Below are 13,780 nucleotides of genomic sequence, written 5' to 3'. Positions count from 1 at the left end.
TCTGTGATCGAGTATTGCCAGCGCTAGCGCAGACAACCGAATTCCACTATCCCATCCCCACCATTGAACGACTCCGCAGGAGACTCGACATGTCCGACAAACTGATCATATTCGACACCACGTTGCGAGACGGCGAACAATCGCCCGGCGCGTCGATGACGAAAGAAGAAAAAATCCGTATCGCGAAGCAGTTGGAACGGATGAAGGTGGACGTGATCGAAGCAGGCTTCGCGGCAAGCTCGAATGGCGACTTCGACGCGATCCAAACAATCGCGGGCCTGATCAAGGACAGCACGATCTGTTCGCTTGCCCGCGCGAACGACAAAGACATTCAGCGCGCGGCCGACGCGCTCAAACCCGCCGATCACTTCCGCATCCACACGTTCATTGCAACCTCGCCGTTGCACATGGAAAAGAAGCTGCGCATGACGCCGGACCAGGTGTTCGAGCAGGCAAAGCTGGCGGTGCGCTTCGCCCGCAAATTCACCGACGACGTCGAGTTCTCCCCTGAAGATGGCAGCCGCTCGGACATGGACTTTCTGTGCCGCGTGCTGGAAGCGGTGATTGCCGAAGGCGCGACCACCATCAACATCGCGGATACGGTCGGTTACGGCGTGCCGGAGTTGTACGGTCAGCTCGTGAAAACGCTGCGCGAGCGCATTCCGAACTCGCATAGGGCCGTATTCTCGGTGCATTGCCATAACGACCTCGGCATGGCGGTGGCGAATTCGTTGGCCGGCGTGCAGATCGGCGGTGCGCGTCAGGTCGAGTGCACGATCAACGGCCTTGGCGAGCGCGCGGGCAACACGTCGCTCGAAGAAATCGTGATGGCCGTGAAGACCCGCAAGGATTATTTCGGCCTCGATATCGGTCTCGATACCACGCAGATCGTGCCGGCTTCGAAGCTGGTGTCGCAGATCACCGGTTTCGTCGTGCAGCCGAACAAGGCGGTGGTTGGCGCGAATGCGTTCGCGCACGCGTCAGGCATCCACCAGGACGGCGTGCTGAAGGCGCGCGACACCTACGAAATCATGCGCGCCGAAGACGTGGGCTGGAGCGCGAACAAGATCGTGCTCGGCAAGCTGTCGGGTCGTAATGCATTCAAGCAGCGTCTGCAGGAATTGGGCATCGCGCTGGATAGCGAAGCGGAACTGAACACGGCGTTTGCGCGCTTCAAGGAACTGGCCGACCGCAAGTCGGAAATCTTCGACGAAGACATTATCGCGATCGTCACGGAAGAATCCGCCGAGGCGCAGGAGAAGGAGCACTACAAGTTCCTGTCGCTGTCGCAACATTCGGAAACCGGCGAGCAGCCGCACGCGAAGATCGTGTTTTCGGTGGAAGGCAAGGAAGTGACCGGCGAAGCGCGCGGCAACGGCCCGGTCGACGCCACGTTGAACGCGATCGAAACGGAAGTGGGCAGCGGCTCGGAATTGCTGCTGTACTCGGTGAATGCGATCACCACCGGCACGCAGGCGCAAGGCGAAGTGACCGTGCGTTTGTCGAAGAGCGGGCGCATCGTCAACGGCGTGGGCACCGATCCGGATATCGTCGCGGCTTCCGCGAAAGCGTATATCTCGGCGCTCAACAAGCTGTACTCGAACGTGGACAAGTTGAATCCGCAGCGTTCGGAGTGAGTGAACTGAAGGCAGCGCGCTGACGGCGCGACGCCGGTTCGTCGTTTGAATCGCAGAAGCCCCGTGCCTTGAATGGCATGGGGCTTTTGCATTGTGGCGTTACTCCGTCGCCGTGCTCCGCATCGACCAGCCGCGTGACGCGCGCGCCTGGGCCTGCACCTGATGCCGCACTTCGACGGCGATGCCGCGTTCCGGTGCATCGGCCACGAACGTGTCGAGCAGTTCGCGCACGTCGTGGTCGACGAAATCGGCGCGCGTCGCATCGACGATCACCGTGGCGCCGTCGGGAATCTGCTGCAGGTAATGCTTGAGCGGCACTTTGCCGAGAAACGACACGTCCTTGCGAAACGACAGCAGATAGTGATCGCCGTGTTGTGCTAGCACGATCGGGCTGCGCAGATTCGCATACAGCGCGAGCAGCACGCTGCACAGAATGCCGAGCACGATGCCGATCAGCAGATCGGTTGCGAGCACACCGACCAGGGTCACGATAAACGGCGCGAACGGTGCGAAGCCCTGTTTCGCCACGGCAACGAACAGCGACGGCTTGGCGAGCTTCACCCCGGTGAAGATCAGAATCGCCGCGAGGCAGGCGAGCGGAATCAGGTTGATCACGCTAGTGAGCGCAAACACGCTGACGAGCAGCAGCACGCCGTGAATGATCGCCGAGAGCCGGCTTTGCGCGCCCGCATGCACGTTGGCCGAACTGCGCACGATCACCGACGTGATCGGCAATCCGCCGATCGCACCCGCAATCAGGTTGCCGACGCCTTGTGCCTTCAGCTCGCGATCCGGCGGCGCGGGGCGTCGTTCGGGATCGATCTGCTCGACCGCTTCGAGGCTCAGCAACGTTTCCAGACTCGCGACGATCGCCAGCGTGATGGCCACGCGCCAGACATCGGGATTGACGAGTTGTGCGAAGTGCGGCCCAAAGTCGGCCCACTCGAGCGCGAGTCGCAGCGCGGCGAACGACTCCAGCGGCGGCAGTGCGACCCGATGTTCGGCGGGCGGTGCGAGCGACGGCGTCAGCACGCTGAGCAACAATGTCGCGCCGATTCCGAGCAGGACGACCGCGAGCGGTGCCGGTACCCGGCGCACCAGCGCGAAGCGGCGCAGGGCGCGCGTTTCCCAGCCGACCAGAATCGCCAGAGAGAGCAAGGTGATTACGCAGGCCGCGAGAGAAATCGAACCGAACGGCGTGACGATCGCGCCCGCGGCTTGCGCAACGGGTTGCGCGCCGGACGCTGCGTTCACGCCGGACAGCCCGAGCGCGAGCGGGAACTGCTTGACGATCAACAGCACGCCGATAGCCGCGAGCATGCCCTTGATCACCGGCGATGGCACGTAGGCGGCAAAGCGGCCGGCTTTGAGCATGCCGAAGCCGAACTGGATCGTCCCGGACAGCAGCACGGCCAGCAGGAAGGCAGAGAAGCTGCCGAGTTGCGCGATCCCGTCGACGACGATCACGACGAGGCCCGCGGCCGGACCGCTCACGCTCAGACGCGAGCCGCTCAGCACGGCCACCACCAGCCCGCCGACAATGCCGGAAACGAGCCCGGCAAAAGGCTCGACGCCCGATGCATTGGCAATGCCGAGACAGAGCGGCAGCGCCACCAGAAAAACGACCGTGCCCGCAAGCAGGTCGCGCTGAAACGTGGAGAAAAAAGCTCGAAGGTTCATGGTGTCGGTGCGGTGAGGTATAGGGCCTGGTATGCGGCGAAAGCCGAACCGGATCGGATCCGCATGAGGTGTCGCGCTAAGCGGCGGCGCTGTGGGCGGCGGTGGTGCAGGTCATCGCGTCGTCGGCTTCGTAGCCGGACGTGAGGACCTTGATGCGCCCATCTTCGAGCGCGAAGATCCAGCCGTGCACGAGGGGCGCCGGATCGGCGTCCTGCACGATAGGGTGCGCGCGTAAGCCGCGTACCTGTTCGAGCACGTTCAGTTCGGCGAGGCGATCGACGCGCTGCCGCTCGTTTGCGTGGCCATCCAGTTCTTCGTGGTGTGCTCTCGCGAGTGCGCAAAGCGGCGCGATCCGGCGATTCACATGCGGCAGGCTCGGCTCCGGTGGCAGCAGCGCGGCGCGCACGCCACCGCATCCATAGTGGCCGCAGACGATCACATGGCCGACCTTCAACACCTTCACCGCATATTCGAGCACGCTCGCCGAGTTGTCGTCGCCGGCTTGGAAGAGGTTGGCAATATTGCGGTGGACGAACAGGTCTCCCGGCTCGCAATGTGTGATGGTCTCGGCGGGCACGCGGCTGTCCGAGCAGCCGATCCACAACACGTGCGGATTCTGGCCGCGCACGAGGTGGCGAAAAAATGCGGGGTTGCGCACGGCGGTTTCATGCGCCCACGCTACGTTGGCGACCAACAGGCGTTTGGGACGGTTCATCGATAACGGCTCCGTAAGTGGTGCGCATTCATTCGGCGCCGAATTCACGGCTACGCTCGTGCGGCCTCATGGGAGACCAGCGCTGAATCAATGCTTACGAAAGCCTTTCTATCAAAAAATAAATCCGCTGTGCGCGAAATAAAATTCGCCGCCATGCGTAATAAATAAAAAAAAGCCGCCTGCAGAGGCGGCTTTGGTAGATGCGCGGCGCATTGCGCGTCATTTGCGCATCGCTCAGAACAGGCTGCGGCGATCCGGGTCGTGCAACGGATCAGGCGTTTTCTGCGTGAGCCGGACGATGCCCTGGTCGTCGAAATAAAAGCTGTACATCATGTACCAGACGTTGTCTTCCAGATAGCGATAGGTCCAGACTTCACGCTTCATCAACGGGAAGTAGGCCGTTTCGACCGGGCGGCCGAAATTCACCAGCACGTCGCTCTTGGTCCACTTGCCGATTTCCGCGCGGTAGAACTCGTTGGGTTGCAGCACCTGGCGCACGTTGACGATCTTGCCGGCCGCGTCGATGTCGGCCGCGGTGGTGGTTTCGCCCATCGGCTGGGTCGGCCACATCAACCGCTTGCCGCCGTTGGGCAGGTCATAGCTTTCGCGCGGCGGCCCGAGACGCGCGACGATGGTGGATTCATCCGCGCCCTGGGTGTATTGCTGCCAGGGCTGCACGCAGCCGGCAAGCGTCAAGGCGCTCAGGCAGACGAGCGCCGCGCGGCGCAGGCGCTTAGCGGCCGGCGCTCCGATCGAGGCCGCCGTGACGTGGTGGCGGTTGAACATGTATTCCTCCGATGGCGTGTGAGTAGCGGTTTTTATCATCGAGACGCATTATTTTGACACGCGCTGCGGCAAAAGATTTGCGCTTCGTGAGGGGCCGCCCGGATAGTGCGGTAACGCTTGGCCCGGCTTGCTTATTCCGTCCCGAACCCCCTATGATCCGCGCTTTCACCAATCAGGCGGGGCGATGACGATGGCGAAGTGGCAACGAACGGCCGTGGCGCTGACAGCGCTTTTGATGACAGCGGCGCACGCGGCGGGCGAGCCGGCGACAAACCCCACGGCCGGCGCCGCAGCCAGCCCCGCAGTGAGTCCGGCAGCGAAGCCGACGGCTAACGCCGCAGCAATACCGGCAGCTAACGCCGCAGCGAAGCCCGCGAGCAAACCCACCGGTACACCGATCCAGCTGGCGTTGATCGAAGGCATGTCCGGCCCGTTCGCCAACGCGGGCGCGGCGGTGGAGCGCAATCTGCGCTTCGGCGTCGAGCAGGTGAATGCGCATGGCGGCGTGAAGCTCGCCGACGGCGCGCATCCGTTCGAACTGGTCGTGCTGGACAGCAAGGGCGGCACAGAGGAGGCGCTCACGCAACTGCGCGCGGCCGCCGACCGCCATATCGGCTACATCCTGCAAGGCAACAGCTCGGCGGTCGCCGCCGCGCTGATCGGCGCGATCGACAAGCAGAACAGCCGCGAACCGGGCAATCGCGAACTGTTCCTCAACTATTCCGCCGACGACCCTGCCCTGACCAACGCCAACTGCAGTTTCTGGCATTTCCGCTTCGACGCTCACGCGGGCATGCGCATGGATGCGCTGGCCGACGTGATCCAGCGCGACAAGGCGGTGAAGAAGGTCTATCTGCTGAACCAGGATTACAGTTTCGGACACGACGTCAGCAGCCTCGCACGCTCGACGCTGGCGACGAAGCGGCCGGACATTTCGGTCGTCGGCGACGAATTTCATCCGATCGGCCGCGTGAAGGACTTCGCGCCGTACGTGGCGAAGATCCGCGCGAGCGGGGCGGATGCCGTGATCACGGGCAACTGGGGCAACGACCTGACGCTGCTCGTCAAGGCCGCGCGCGAACAGGGGCTGGACACGAAGTTCTACACGTTCTACGGCAACAGCCTCGGCGCGCCGGCCGCGTTGGGCGACGCCGGCGTCGGCCACGTGATCGCGGTGGCGGACTGGCATCCGAACGCCGGCGGCGCGGCGTCCGATGCCTGGTACGCCGCCTTCCGGACCCGTTTCCCGGCCGCGCAGGACGATTACCCGGTGCTGCGCATGCCGCTGATGATCGAAACCCTCGCTGCGGCGATGAACCGCGCCGGCAGCGCCGATCCGACCACCGTGGCGAAAGCGCTGGAAGGCATCAAGTTCGACAACGGCTTTCACGCCTCGTGGATGCGCGTCGACGACCACCAATTGATCCAGCCCCTTTACGTGATGGAAATGGACAAAGCCGGCACACCGGGCGTGCATTTCGACAACGAGGGCTCCGGCTATGGCTTTCGCACGGTGCTCGCGCTGCCAGGCGAGCGCACTGTCTTGCCGAGCGTTTGCAAGATGAAGCGGCCATGACGCGGGAAAGGCGTGCCATCGCCCGTCACAGCGGTGTTCGCGGCCCGATTGGGCTGTGCTACAATACGCGTCCCGTTGTGAGGCAGGCCTGTATCCAAGGCATGTCAGCAATATTGAAAGCACACGGGTAACCCACGGCACGGCCTTTCTTCCGTGACCGCCTGTCTAGTTCTTAAGGAAATCGACATGTCCGCAGTTGAAACAAGCAAGAAGTCCGAAGTCGTCGCGCAATTCGCACGCGCAGCTAACGACACCGGCTCCCCCGAAGTTCAGGTCGCGCTGCTCACGACCCGCATCAACGAACTGACCGTTCACTTCAAGGCTCACACGAAAGATCACCACAGCCGCCGCGGTCTGCTGCGCATGGTGAGCCGCCGTCGTAAGCTGCTCGACTACCTGAAGGGTAAGGACGCGGATCGTTACCGCGCACTGATCGAGAAGCTGGGTCTGCGTAAGTAATCGGCCAGTCGTTCAGCAAGATGCCTGTGTCAGTTCCACTGATACAGGCATTTTGTTTTTGCACGGTGCGCTTCATGTGATGCGCGCCGGCTGTTCTCCGCAGTAGCGTGCAAGTTCACGCGGCGGGCGCAGCGAGGTGGTAATCAAGCAGTAGAGCAAGCAGTAAAGAAGGAAATCATGGCCGGGCTTCAGGGCGGAGCTTTGTGTCATTCCAGCGGTTCGCGCGCGTACTCAACGTCAAGCGTGGCTCTCTGGAATGGCATAACACTACTCTTCCCATGCGGCGCCGGTCCTGGCGTTGCCGCGCCGCTTCTGGTTCGCGCGGCATTACGAAGAGGAAAAGCAATGACTATGTTCAATAAGATCGTCAAAGAATTTCAGTGGGGACAACATAAGGTTCGCCTCGAAACCGGCGAGATCGCTCGTCAGGCGAGCGGTGCCGTGTTCGTCGACGTCGAAGATACCGTGGTGCTGGCTACCGTGGTCGGCGCCAAGACGGCCAAGCCGGGCCAGGACTTTTTCCCGCTGACCGTCGACTACCTCGAAAAGACCTACGCCGCCGGTAAGATCCCGGGCGGCTTCTTCCGCCGCGAAGGCCGTCCGTCGGAAGGCGAAACGCTGATCTCGCGCCTGATCGACCGTCCGCTGCGTCCGCTGTTCCCGGAAGGCTTCTACAACGAAGTCCAGGTCGTGATCCACGTCCTGTCGCTGAACCCGGAAATCCCCGCCGACATTCCCGCGCTGATCGGCGCGTCGGCGGCGCTCGCGGTGTCCGGTCTGCCGTTCAACGGCCCGGTCGGCGCAGCACGCGTGGCCTATATCAACAACGAATACGTGTTGAACCCGACGCGTCCGCAAATGAAGGAATCGGCGCTCGACCTGATCGTCGCCGGTACGGAACGCGCAGTGCTGATGGTGGAATCGGAAGCGCAGCAACTGAGCGAAGAAGTGATGCTCGGCGGCGTGGTGTTCGGTCATGAGCAAATGCAGATCGCGATCGACGCGATTCACGAACTGGTCCGCGAAGGCGGCAAGCCGGAATGGGATTGGCAGCCGGCGGCGAAGAACGAGCCGCTGATCGCACGCGTGACGGAACTGGCGCAAGCCGACCTGCTCGCCGCCTACCAACTGCGCGACAAGCAAGCCCGTTCGACCAAGCTGAAGGAAGTCTACGCAGCCACGTCGAAGAAGCTGGAAGAAGACGCGGCAGCAAGCGGCACGGTGGCGGCCGACAAGGCAACCGTCGGCAACGTGCTGTTCGATATCGAAGCGAAGATCGTCCGTACGCAAATCCTGAACGGCGAACCGCGTATCGACGGCCGCGACACGCGCACTGTGCGCCCGATCGAAATCCGTACCGGCGTGCTGCCGCGTACCCACGGCTCGGCACTGTTCACGCGCGGTGAAACGCAAGCGCTGGTGGTGGCAACGCTGGGCACGAAGGGCGACGAGCAGAACATCGACGCGCTCGAAGGCGAGTACCGCGAACGCTTCATGCTCCACTACAACATGCCTCCGTTCGCGACCGGCGAAACGGGCCGCGTCGGTTCGCCGAAGCGCCGTGAAATCGGTCACGGCCGTCTGGCCAAGCGCGCGCTGGCTGCATGCCTGCCGAGCGCCGACGAATTCGGCTACTCGATTCGCGTCGTGTCGGAAATCACGGAGTCGAATGGTTCGTCGTCGATGGCTTCGGTGTGCGGCGGCTGCCTCGCGCTGATGGACGCTGGCGTGCCGATGAAGGCGCACGTCGCGGGCATCGCGATGGGCCTGATCCTGGAAGGCAACAAGTTTGCCGTGCTGACCGACATCCTCGGCGACGAAGATCACCTCGGCGACATGGACTTCAAGGTGGCGGGCACGGAACAAGGCGTGACCGCGCTGCAAATGGACATCAAGATCCAGGGCATCACCAAGGAAATCATGCAGGTCGCCCTCGCGCAAGCGAAGGAAGGCCGTCTGCATATCCTCGGCAAGATGACCTCGGCGGTGTCGGGCGCGAACACGGTGCTGTCAGACTACGCACCGCGCATGATCACCATCAAGATCAATCCGGAAAAAATCCGCGACGTGATCGGCAAGGGTGGTTCGGTGATCCGCGCGCTGACCGAAGAAACCGGCACGACGATCGATATTTCGGACGACGGCGTCGTCACCATCGCCAGCACGAGCAGCGAAGGCATGGCCGAAGCGAAGAAGCGTATCGAGAACATCACGCTGGAAGTCGAAGTGGGCCAGGTGTACGAAGGCACCGTGCTCAAGCTGCTCGATTTCGGCGCGATCGTGAACATCCTGCCGGGCAAGGACGGTCTGCTGCACATCTCCGAAATCGCCAACGAGCGTATCAAGGACATCAACGACTACCTGAAGGATGGCCAGCAAGTGAAGGTCAAGGTCATCCAGACGGACGAAAAGGGCCGCGTGCGTTTGTCGGCCAAGGCGTTGCTGAACGAAGGCGCGAATGGCGCAAGCGGCGCGCCGCAAGGCGAGCCGACGCCGCAGCAGTAATGCGGTAGCGGGGCAACGGCCGGCAGCGCGAATGCGCGCCGGCCGTTTTTCATGAAGGGCGCAGGGTGGATTGCGTTGCAGGTAATGAGAAACGGGTACTCTAGCCGTTCATCCCGGCATGCAACGCAATCCAATCTTGGAGTTGACGCAGATGAAAGCGATCGAAATCACCGAATTCGGTGCACCGGATGTTCTGAAACTGGCGGAGCGGCCCACGCCGCAACCGGCCGCGGGCGAGGTGCTGATCAAGGTGGCCGCATCCGGCATCAACCGTCCGGACGTGTTCCAGCGCAAGGGCGGCTATGCGCCGCCGCCGGGCGCGTCGGATCTGCCGGGGCTGGAAGTGGCGGGCGAAATCGTCGGCGGTACGATCGACGAGAAGAACAATCCGTTTGGCCTGAAGGTGGGTGATCGCGTGTGTGCGTTGCTGGCTGGTGGCGGCTACGCGGAATACGCGGTCGCGCCGTTGCTGCAGTGCCTGCCGGTGCCGGCCGGTTTGTCTGACGTCGAGGCGGCTTCGCTGCCGGAAACGTTTTTCACGGTGTGGAGCAATGTGTTCGACCGTGCGCAACTCGGTAAGGGCGAAGGCGCGCCGAACGAAACGCTGCTGGTGCAGGGCGGTTCCAGTGGCATCGGCGTGACGGCGATCCAGATTGCGCATGCGCTGGGTTTCCGCGTGTTCGCGACCGCTGGTTCGGACGAAAAGTGCCGTGCGTGTGAAGCGTTGGGCGCCGAACGGGCGATCAACTACAAGACCGAAGATTTCGTCGAAGTGATCAAGTCGTTGACCAACGACCGCGGCGTCGACGTGGTGCTCGACATGGTGGCGGGCAGTTACGTGTCGCGCGAGTTGACGGCCTTGGCCGACGGCGGACGCATCGTGCTGATCGCGTTGCTGGGTGGCGCGAAGGCGGAACTGAATCTGAACGAAGTGCTGCGCCGCCGTTTGACGTTGACCGGTTCGACGCTGCGTCCGCGGTCGATCGAATTCAAGGCGAAGATTGCCGCGCAACTCAAAGAGCGCGTGTGGCCGCATCTCGAAGACGGGCGCATCAAGCCCGTGGTGCATCGCGTGTTTCCGGCCTCGCAGGCCGCCGACGCGCACACGCTGATGGAAAGCAGCACGCACGTCGGCAAGATCGTACTGTCTTGGGGTCAGGACGCTTGACACGGTCGGTTTGACCCGATCCACCCCACGCAGTAAAATTGCGCGTTTTGCGCACGCCGCATGAATCCGAAAGGCGGACTGTAAGCGCAAACGAAGTCCGCCGCCAAGACAAGACGAGACGATGTCGAAACAACGAGCCAAACTGGTAGTCGGTAACTGGAAGATGCACGGGCGCCTCGCTGAGAATGCCACGCTGTTGCAGGCGGTGGCGCAAGGCGCGGGCGAATTGCCGGCCGGCGTGCGCGTCGGCGTCTGCGTGCCGAGTCCGTATCTCGCGCAGTCTCAATCGTTGCTGGAAGGCAGCCGGGTCGTGTGGGGCGTGCAGGACGTGTCAGCGTTCACGCATGGCGCCTATACCGGCGAAGTGGCCGCGCCGATGGTGGTGGAGTTCGGCGCCACGCTCGCGATCGTCGGGCACTCGGAGCGCCGTGCCTATCACCGCGAAAGCGCTGAGCTGGTCGCCGTGAAAACGCAGCGCGCGCTGGAGGCCGGTTTGACGCCGATCGTCTGCGTTGGTGAAACGCTTGAAGAGCGCGAAGCCGGTTCGACCGAGCAGGTGGTCGGCATGCAACTGGACGAAGTGCTGGCGAAATTGTCGCTGCAAGAGGCCGCGCGGATCGTCGTTGCTTATGAGCCGGTCTGGGCGATCGGCACCGGCAAGAGCGCGAGTTCGGAGCAGGCGCAGGCGGTTCATGCGTTCCTGCGTGCGCGTCTGGCGGCAAAGGGTGCGGCGGTGGCGGATGTGCCGCTGCTGTACGGTGGCAGTGTGAAGCCGGAAAACGCGGAAGAATTGTTCCGCCAGCCGGATATCGACGGTGGCCTGATCGGCGGCGCGTCGTTGAAAGACCAGGATTTCCTGGCGATCTGCAAGGCGGCAGCCGCAACGAGCGTCGCCGGTTGAGCAGGGCGCCTTGGCGAGGATGACCCCATCCCGTGTAACACGTAGTGTGTCGCGCGGTTAAATAAAGACTCAGGTGAGTGTGATGCTGTATTTGAAAACATTGATTATCGTCGTTCAGCTGTTGTCGGCACTCGGGGTGATTGGCCTCGTCTTGCTGCAACACGGCAAAGGCGCCGATATGGGCGCGGCTTTTGGTAGCGGAGCATCGGGCAGTCTGTTCGGTGCGACCGGTTCGGCAAACTTTTTGTCACGTACAACGGCGGTTCTCGCCGCGGTGTTTTTTGTCACCACGCTGACGCTCACGTACCTTGGTGCATATCGGGCGAAACCTTCCGCAGGCTTGCTGGGCGCGGCGGTGACTGCGCCGGTCGCTGCTTCGGCTGCTTCGGCACCGGCAGGTGGCTCGGCTGTTTTGCCGGCATCGGCTGCATCCGTTCCCGCGACTGATGTGCCGAAATAAATTTTCGTTCAAAGTGCTTTTGTGCGTTGAACAAACTGTTTAGACCAGTTATAATTCAAGTCTTGAAGCGATTCGCGGGTTTTATAAGTTGTTTTCCCGGATTGCATGCAGTGCCGACGTGGTGAAATTGGTAGACACGCTATCTTGAGGGGGTAGTGGCGAAAGCTGTGCGAGTTCGAGTCTCGCCGTCGGCACCAAAATGTTATCTAAATGCCAGCCGCTTGCTTCGCTTCGGCTGGCATTTTCACTTCTGGCGTGCGGCTTGCGTTGGGCTTGCGGCATGTGCGTTTCGGAAGTGATTTCGCGTCAGGAGTGCTATGCTCCTGACGGCACTCAGAACCCAACCGATTGAGGACTGTCTTGAACCTCGCAGCCTATTTCCCCGTCTTGTTGTTCCTCGTTGTGGGCACTGGTTTAGGCGTAGCGCTGGTCAGTATCGGCAAGATCCTCGGTCCCAATAAGCCTGATACCGAGAAAAACGCACCGTACGAGTGCGGCTTCGAAGCATTCGAAGATGCGCGCATGAAGTTCGATGTGCGCTATTACCTCGTCGCCATTCTGTTCATCATTTTCGATCTTGAAACCGCGTTCTTGTTCCCGTGGGGCGTTGCCTTGCGCGACATCGGCTGGCCGGGCTTCATGGCGATGATGATTTTCCTGCTCGAATTCCTGCTGGGCTTCGCCTACATCTGGAAAAAAGGCGGCCTCGACTGGGAATGATGGATTAATCGCCGGTTTGCGCGGGTGGCCAAGGCTTGCCACCCCGTCTGGAGTGGAAAGCAAATGAGTATCGAAGGGGTCTTGAAGGAAGGGTTTGTCACCACCACAGCTGACAAACTGATCAACTGGACGCGCACCGGCTCGCTGTGGCCGATGACGTTTGGTCTTGCGTGCTGTGCGGTCGAGATGATGCATGCGGGTGCCGCCCGTTATGACCTCGACCGTTTTGGCGTGGTGTTTCGTCCGAGTCCGCGTCAGTCGGACGTGATGATCGTCGCCGGCACGCTGTGCAACAAGATGGCGCCGGCTCTGCGCAAGGTCTACGACCAGATGGCCGAGCCGCGCTGGGTGATTTCGATGGGTTCGTGCGCGAACGGTGGTGGCTATTACCACTACTCGTATTCGGTGGTGCGCGGCTGCGATCGGATCGTGCCGGTCGACGTCTATGTGCCCGGTTGCCCGCCCACGGCGGAAGCGCTGGTTTACGGCGTGATCCAGTTGCAGGCCAAGATTCGCCGCACCAACACAATCGCCCGTCAATAAGGCCAACGCCTCCCCCACAATATGGCAAGCAAACTCGAGACCCTGAAAGCGAACCTCGAGGCGGCCTTTGGCGGCCTCCTGCAGAGCACTACCGAGGCAATCGGTGAATTGACGATCGTCGTGAAGGCTGGCGACTACGTCAATGTGGCAACCCGTCTGCGCGACGACCGCTCGCTCGGTTTCGAGCAATGCGTGGATCTGTGCGGCGTCGACTATCAGACCTACGCCGAAGGCGCTTATGACGGCCCGCGTTTCGCGGCCGTTCTGCATTTGTTGTCGGTGCAGAACAACTGGCGTTTGCGTCTGCGCGTGTTCGCACCGGACGACGAAGTGCCGATCCTGCCGTCCGTCGTCGAAATCTGGAATTCGGTCAACTGGTACGAGCGCGAGGCATTCGACCTGTACGGCATCGTCTTCGAAGGCCACCCGGACCTGCGCCGTATCCTTACCGATTACGGTTTCATCGGTCACCCGTTCCGTAAAGATTTTCCTGTCTCCGGTTACGTCGAAATGCGTTACGACCCGGAAGAAAAGCGAGTCGTCTATCAGCCTGTGACGATCGAGCCGCGGGAAATCACGCCGCGCGTGATCCGCGAAGATCGCTATGGCGGTCTGAAACACTAAGAGAAC

The 13,780-nt window shown here is 62.0% G+C and carries 14 protein-coding genes and 1 tRNA gene; 11 read left to right on the top strand and 4 right to left on the bottom strand.

What is annotated here, in order from left to right; genetic code table 11:
• The first annotated feature begins 89 nt into the window (after positions 1–89).
• Positions 90–1,637, top strand: a complete 1,548-nt coding sequence (locus tag AC57B1_RS14840) for a 2-isopropylmalate synthase (RefSeq protein WP_496417864.1) — start codon at positions 90–92, stop codon at positions 1,635–1,637.
• A gap of 99 nt (positions 1,638–1,736) precedes the next feature.
• Here AC57B1_RS14840 and AC57B1_RS14835 read toward each other — a convergent pair whose 3' ends face one another.
• The 4 genes from AC57B1_RS14835 to AC57B1_RS14820 all read right to left on the bottom strand — a co-directional run bounded on the left by AC57B1_RS14835 (position 1,737) and on the right by AC57B1_RS14820 (position 5,241).
• Positions 1,737–3,317, bottom strand: coding sequence for a SulP family inorganic anion transporter (locus AC57B1_RS14835; RefSeq protein WP_496417863.1), 1,581 nt, complete (start codon positions 3,315–3,317; stop codon positions 1,737–1,739).
• Between the two features lie 76 nt (positions 3,318–3,393).
• Positions 3,394–4,032 carry a carbonic anhydrase gene (locus AC57B1_RS14830; protein ID WP_408183467.1) on the bottom strand — a complete coding sequence of 213 codons (639 nt, stop codon included), beginning with the start codon at positions 4,030–4,032 and terminating at the stop codon, positions 3,394–3,396.
• Positions 4,033–4,266: 234 nt separating this feature from the next.
• On the bottom strand, positions 4,267–4,818 hold the full coding sequence (locus AC57B1_RS14825) for a hypothetical protein (protein WP_408483411.1): 552 nt from the start codon (positions 4,816–4,818) through the stop codon (positions 4,267–4,269).
• A gap of 165 nt (positions 4,819–4,983) precedes the next feature.
• Complete coding sequence (locus tag AC57B1_RS14820; RefSeq protein ID WP_408483416.1) at positions 4,984–5,241, bottom strand: hypothetical protein; 258 nt, start codon at positions 5,239–5,241, stop codon at positions 4,984–4,986.
• Between AC57B1_RS14820 and AC57B1_RS14815 the strand changes: the two genes are divergently transcribed.
• From AC57B1_RS14815 to AC57B1_RS14770, 10 genes are all read left to right on the top strand, one after another.
• Complete coding sequence (locus AC57B1_RS14815; RefSeq protein WP_496417873.1) at positions 5,123–6,394, top strand: branched-chain amino acid ABC transporter substrate-binding protein; 1,272 nt, start codon at positions 5,123–5,125, stop codon at positions 6,392–6,394. The genes AC57B1_RS14820 and AC57B1_RS14815 overlap by 119 nt on opposite strands.
• A 186-nt stretch (positions 6,395–6,580) precedes the next feature.
• The gene (rpsO, locus tag AC57B1_RS14810) at positions 6,581–6,853 is read left to right on the top strand and encodes a 30S ribosomal protein S15 (protein ID WP_011487489.1); all 273 of its coding nucleotides are present in this window, start codon (positions 6,581–6,583) and stop codon (positions 6,851–6,853) included.
• 345 nt (positions 6,854–7,198) lie between these two features.
• Positions 7,199–9,358: a polyribonucleotide nucleotidyltransferase gene (pnp, locus tag AC57B1_RS14805; RefSeq protein WP_496417862.1), complete on the top strand. Its 2,160-nt coding sequence runs from the start codon at positions 7,199–7,201 to the stop codon at positions 9,356–9,358.
• Positions 9,359–9,509: 151 nt separating this feature from the next.
• Entirely contained in the window at positions 9,510–10,526 is a 1,017-nt protein-coding gene (locus tag AC57B1_RS14800; protein WP_496417861.1) for an NAD(P)H-quinone oxidoreductase, read from the top strand.
• A gap of 121 nt (positions 10,527–10,647) precedes the next feature.
• Positions 10,648–11,427 carry a triose-phosphate isomerase gene (gene tpiA, locus AC57B1_RS14795; protein WP_496417860.1) on the top strand — a complete coding sequence of 260 codons (780 nt, stop codon included), beginning with the start codon at positions 10,648–10,650 and terminating at the stop codon, positions 11,425–11,427.
• A gap of 82 nt (positions 11,428–11,509) precedes the next feature.
• Positions 11,510–11,887, top strand: a complete 378-nt coding sequence (gene secG / locus AC57B1_RS14790; RefSeq protein ID WP_091795823.1) for a preprotein translocase subunit SecG — start codon at positions 11,510–11,512, stop codon at positions 11,885–11,887.
• A 112-nt stretch (positions 11,888–11,999) separates the two neighbouring features.
• Positions 12,000–12,084 (top strand) — tRNA-Leu (locus AC57B1_RS14785).
• A gap of 163 nt (positions 12,085–12,247) precedes the next feature.
• On the top strand, positions 12,248–12,607 hold the full coding sequence (locus tag AC57B1_RS14780; RefSeq protein ID WP_013339872.1) for an NADH-quinone oxidoreductase subunit A: 360 nt from the start codon (positions 12,248–12,250) through the stop codon (positions 12,605–12,607).
• A 63-nt stretch (positions 12,608–12,670) separates the two neighbouring features.
• Positions 12,671–13,150, top strand: coding sequence for a NuoB/complex I 20 kDa subunit family protein (locus tag AC57B1_RS14775; protein WP_006052903.1), 480 nt, complete (start codon positions 12,671–12,673; stop codon positions 13,148–13,150).
• Positions 13,151–13,171: 21 nt separating this feature from the next.
• Positions 13,172–13,774: an NADH-quinone oxidoreductase subunit C gene (locus tag AC57B1_RS14770; RefSeq protein WP_408345284.1), complete on the top strand. Its 603-nt coding sequence runs from the start codon at positions 13,172–13,174 to the stop codon at positions 13,772–13,774.
• The last annotated feature ends 6 nt before the right edge of the window (positions 13,775–13,780 follow it).

The organism is Paraburkholderia sp. BGA-UO-ETr-F21 (assembly GCF_059567925.1).
Note: the sequence above shows the minus strand (reverse complement) of the source record. Positions and strands in the feature narration are given on the sequence as shown.

Coding starts and splice junctions, on each gene's coding strand:
- AC57B1_RS14820 (WP_408483416.1), bottom strand. CDS start 5,241: ATGCCTTCGATCAACGCCAGCTGGATCGGTGTACCGGTGGGTTTGCTC.
- AC57B1_RS14830 (WP_408183467.1), bottom strand. CDS start 4,032: ATGAACCGTCCCAAACGCCTGTTGGTCGCCAACGTAGCGTGGGCGCAT.
- pnp (WP_496417862.1), top strand. CDS start 7,199: ATGACTATGTTCAATAAGATCGTCAAAGAATTTCAGTGGGGACAACAT.
- AC57B1_RS14825 (WP_408483411.1), bottom strand. CDS start 4,818: ATGTTCAACCGCCACCACGTCACGGCGGCCTCGATCGGAGCGCCGGCC.
- AC57B1_RS14770 (WP_408345284.1), top strand. CDS start 13,172: ATGGCAAGCAAACTCGAGACCCTGAAAGCGAACCTCGAGGCGGCCTTT.
- AC57B1_RS14775 (WP_006052903.1), top strand. CDS start 12,671: ATGAGTATCGAAGGGGTCTTGAAGGAAGGGTTTGTCACCACCACAGCT.
- AC57B1_RS14835 (WP_496417863.1), bottom strand. CDS start 3,317: ATGAACCTTCGAGCTTTTTTCTCCACGTTTCAGCGCGACCTGCTTGCG.
- rpsO (WP_011487489.1), top strand. CDS start 6,581: ATGTCCGCAGTTGAAACAAGCAAGAAGTCCGAAGTCGTCGCGCAATTC.
- tpiA (WP_496417860.1), top strand. CDS start 10,648: ATGTCGAAACAACGAGCCAAACTGGTAGTCGGTAACTGGAAGATGCAC.
- AC57B1_RS14840 (WP_496417864.1), top strand. CDS start 90: ATGTCCGACAAACTGATCATATTCGACACCACGTTGCGAGACGGCGAA.
- secG (WP_091795823.1), top strand. CDS start 11,510: ATGCTGTATTTGAAAACATTGATTATCGTCGTTCAGCTGTTGTCGGCA.
- AC57B1_RS14800 (WP_496417861.1), top strand. CDS start 9,510: ATGAAAGCGATCGAAATCACCGAATTCGGTGCACCGGATGTTCTGAAA.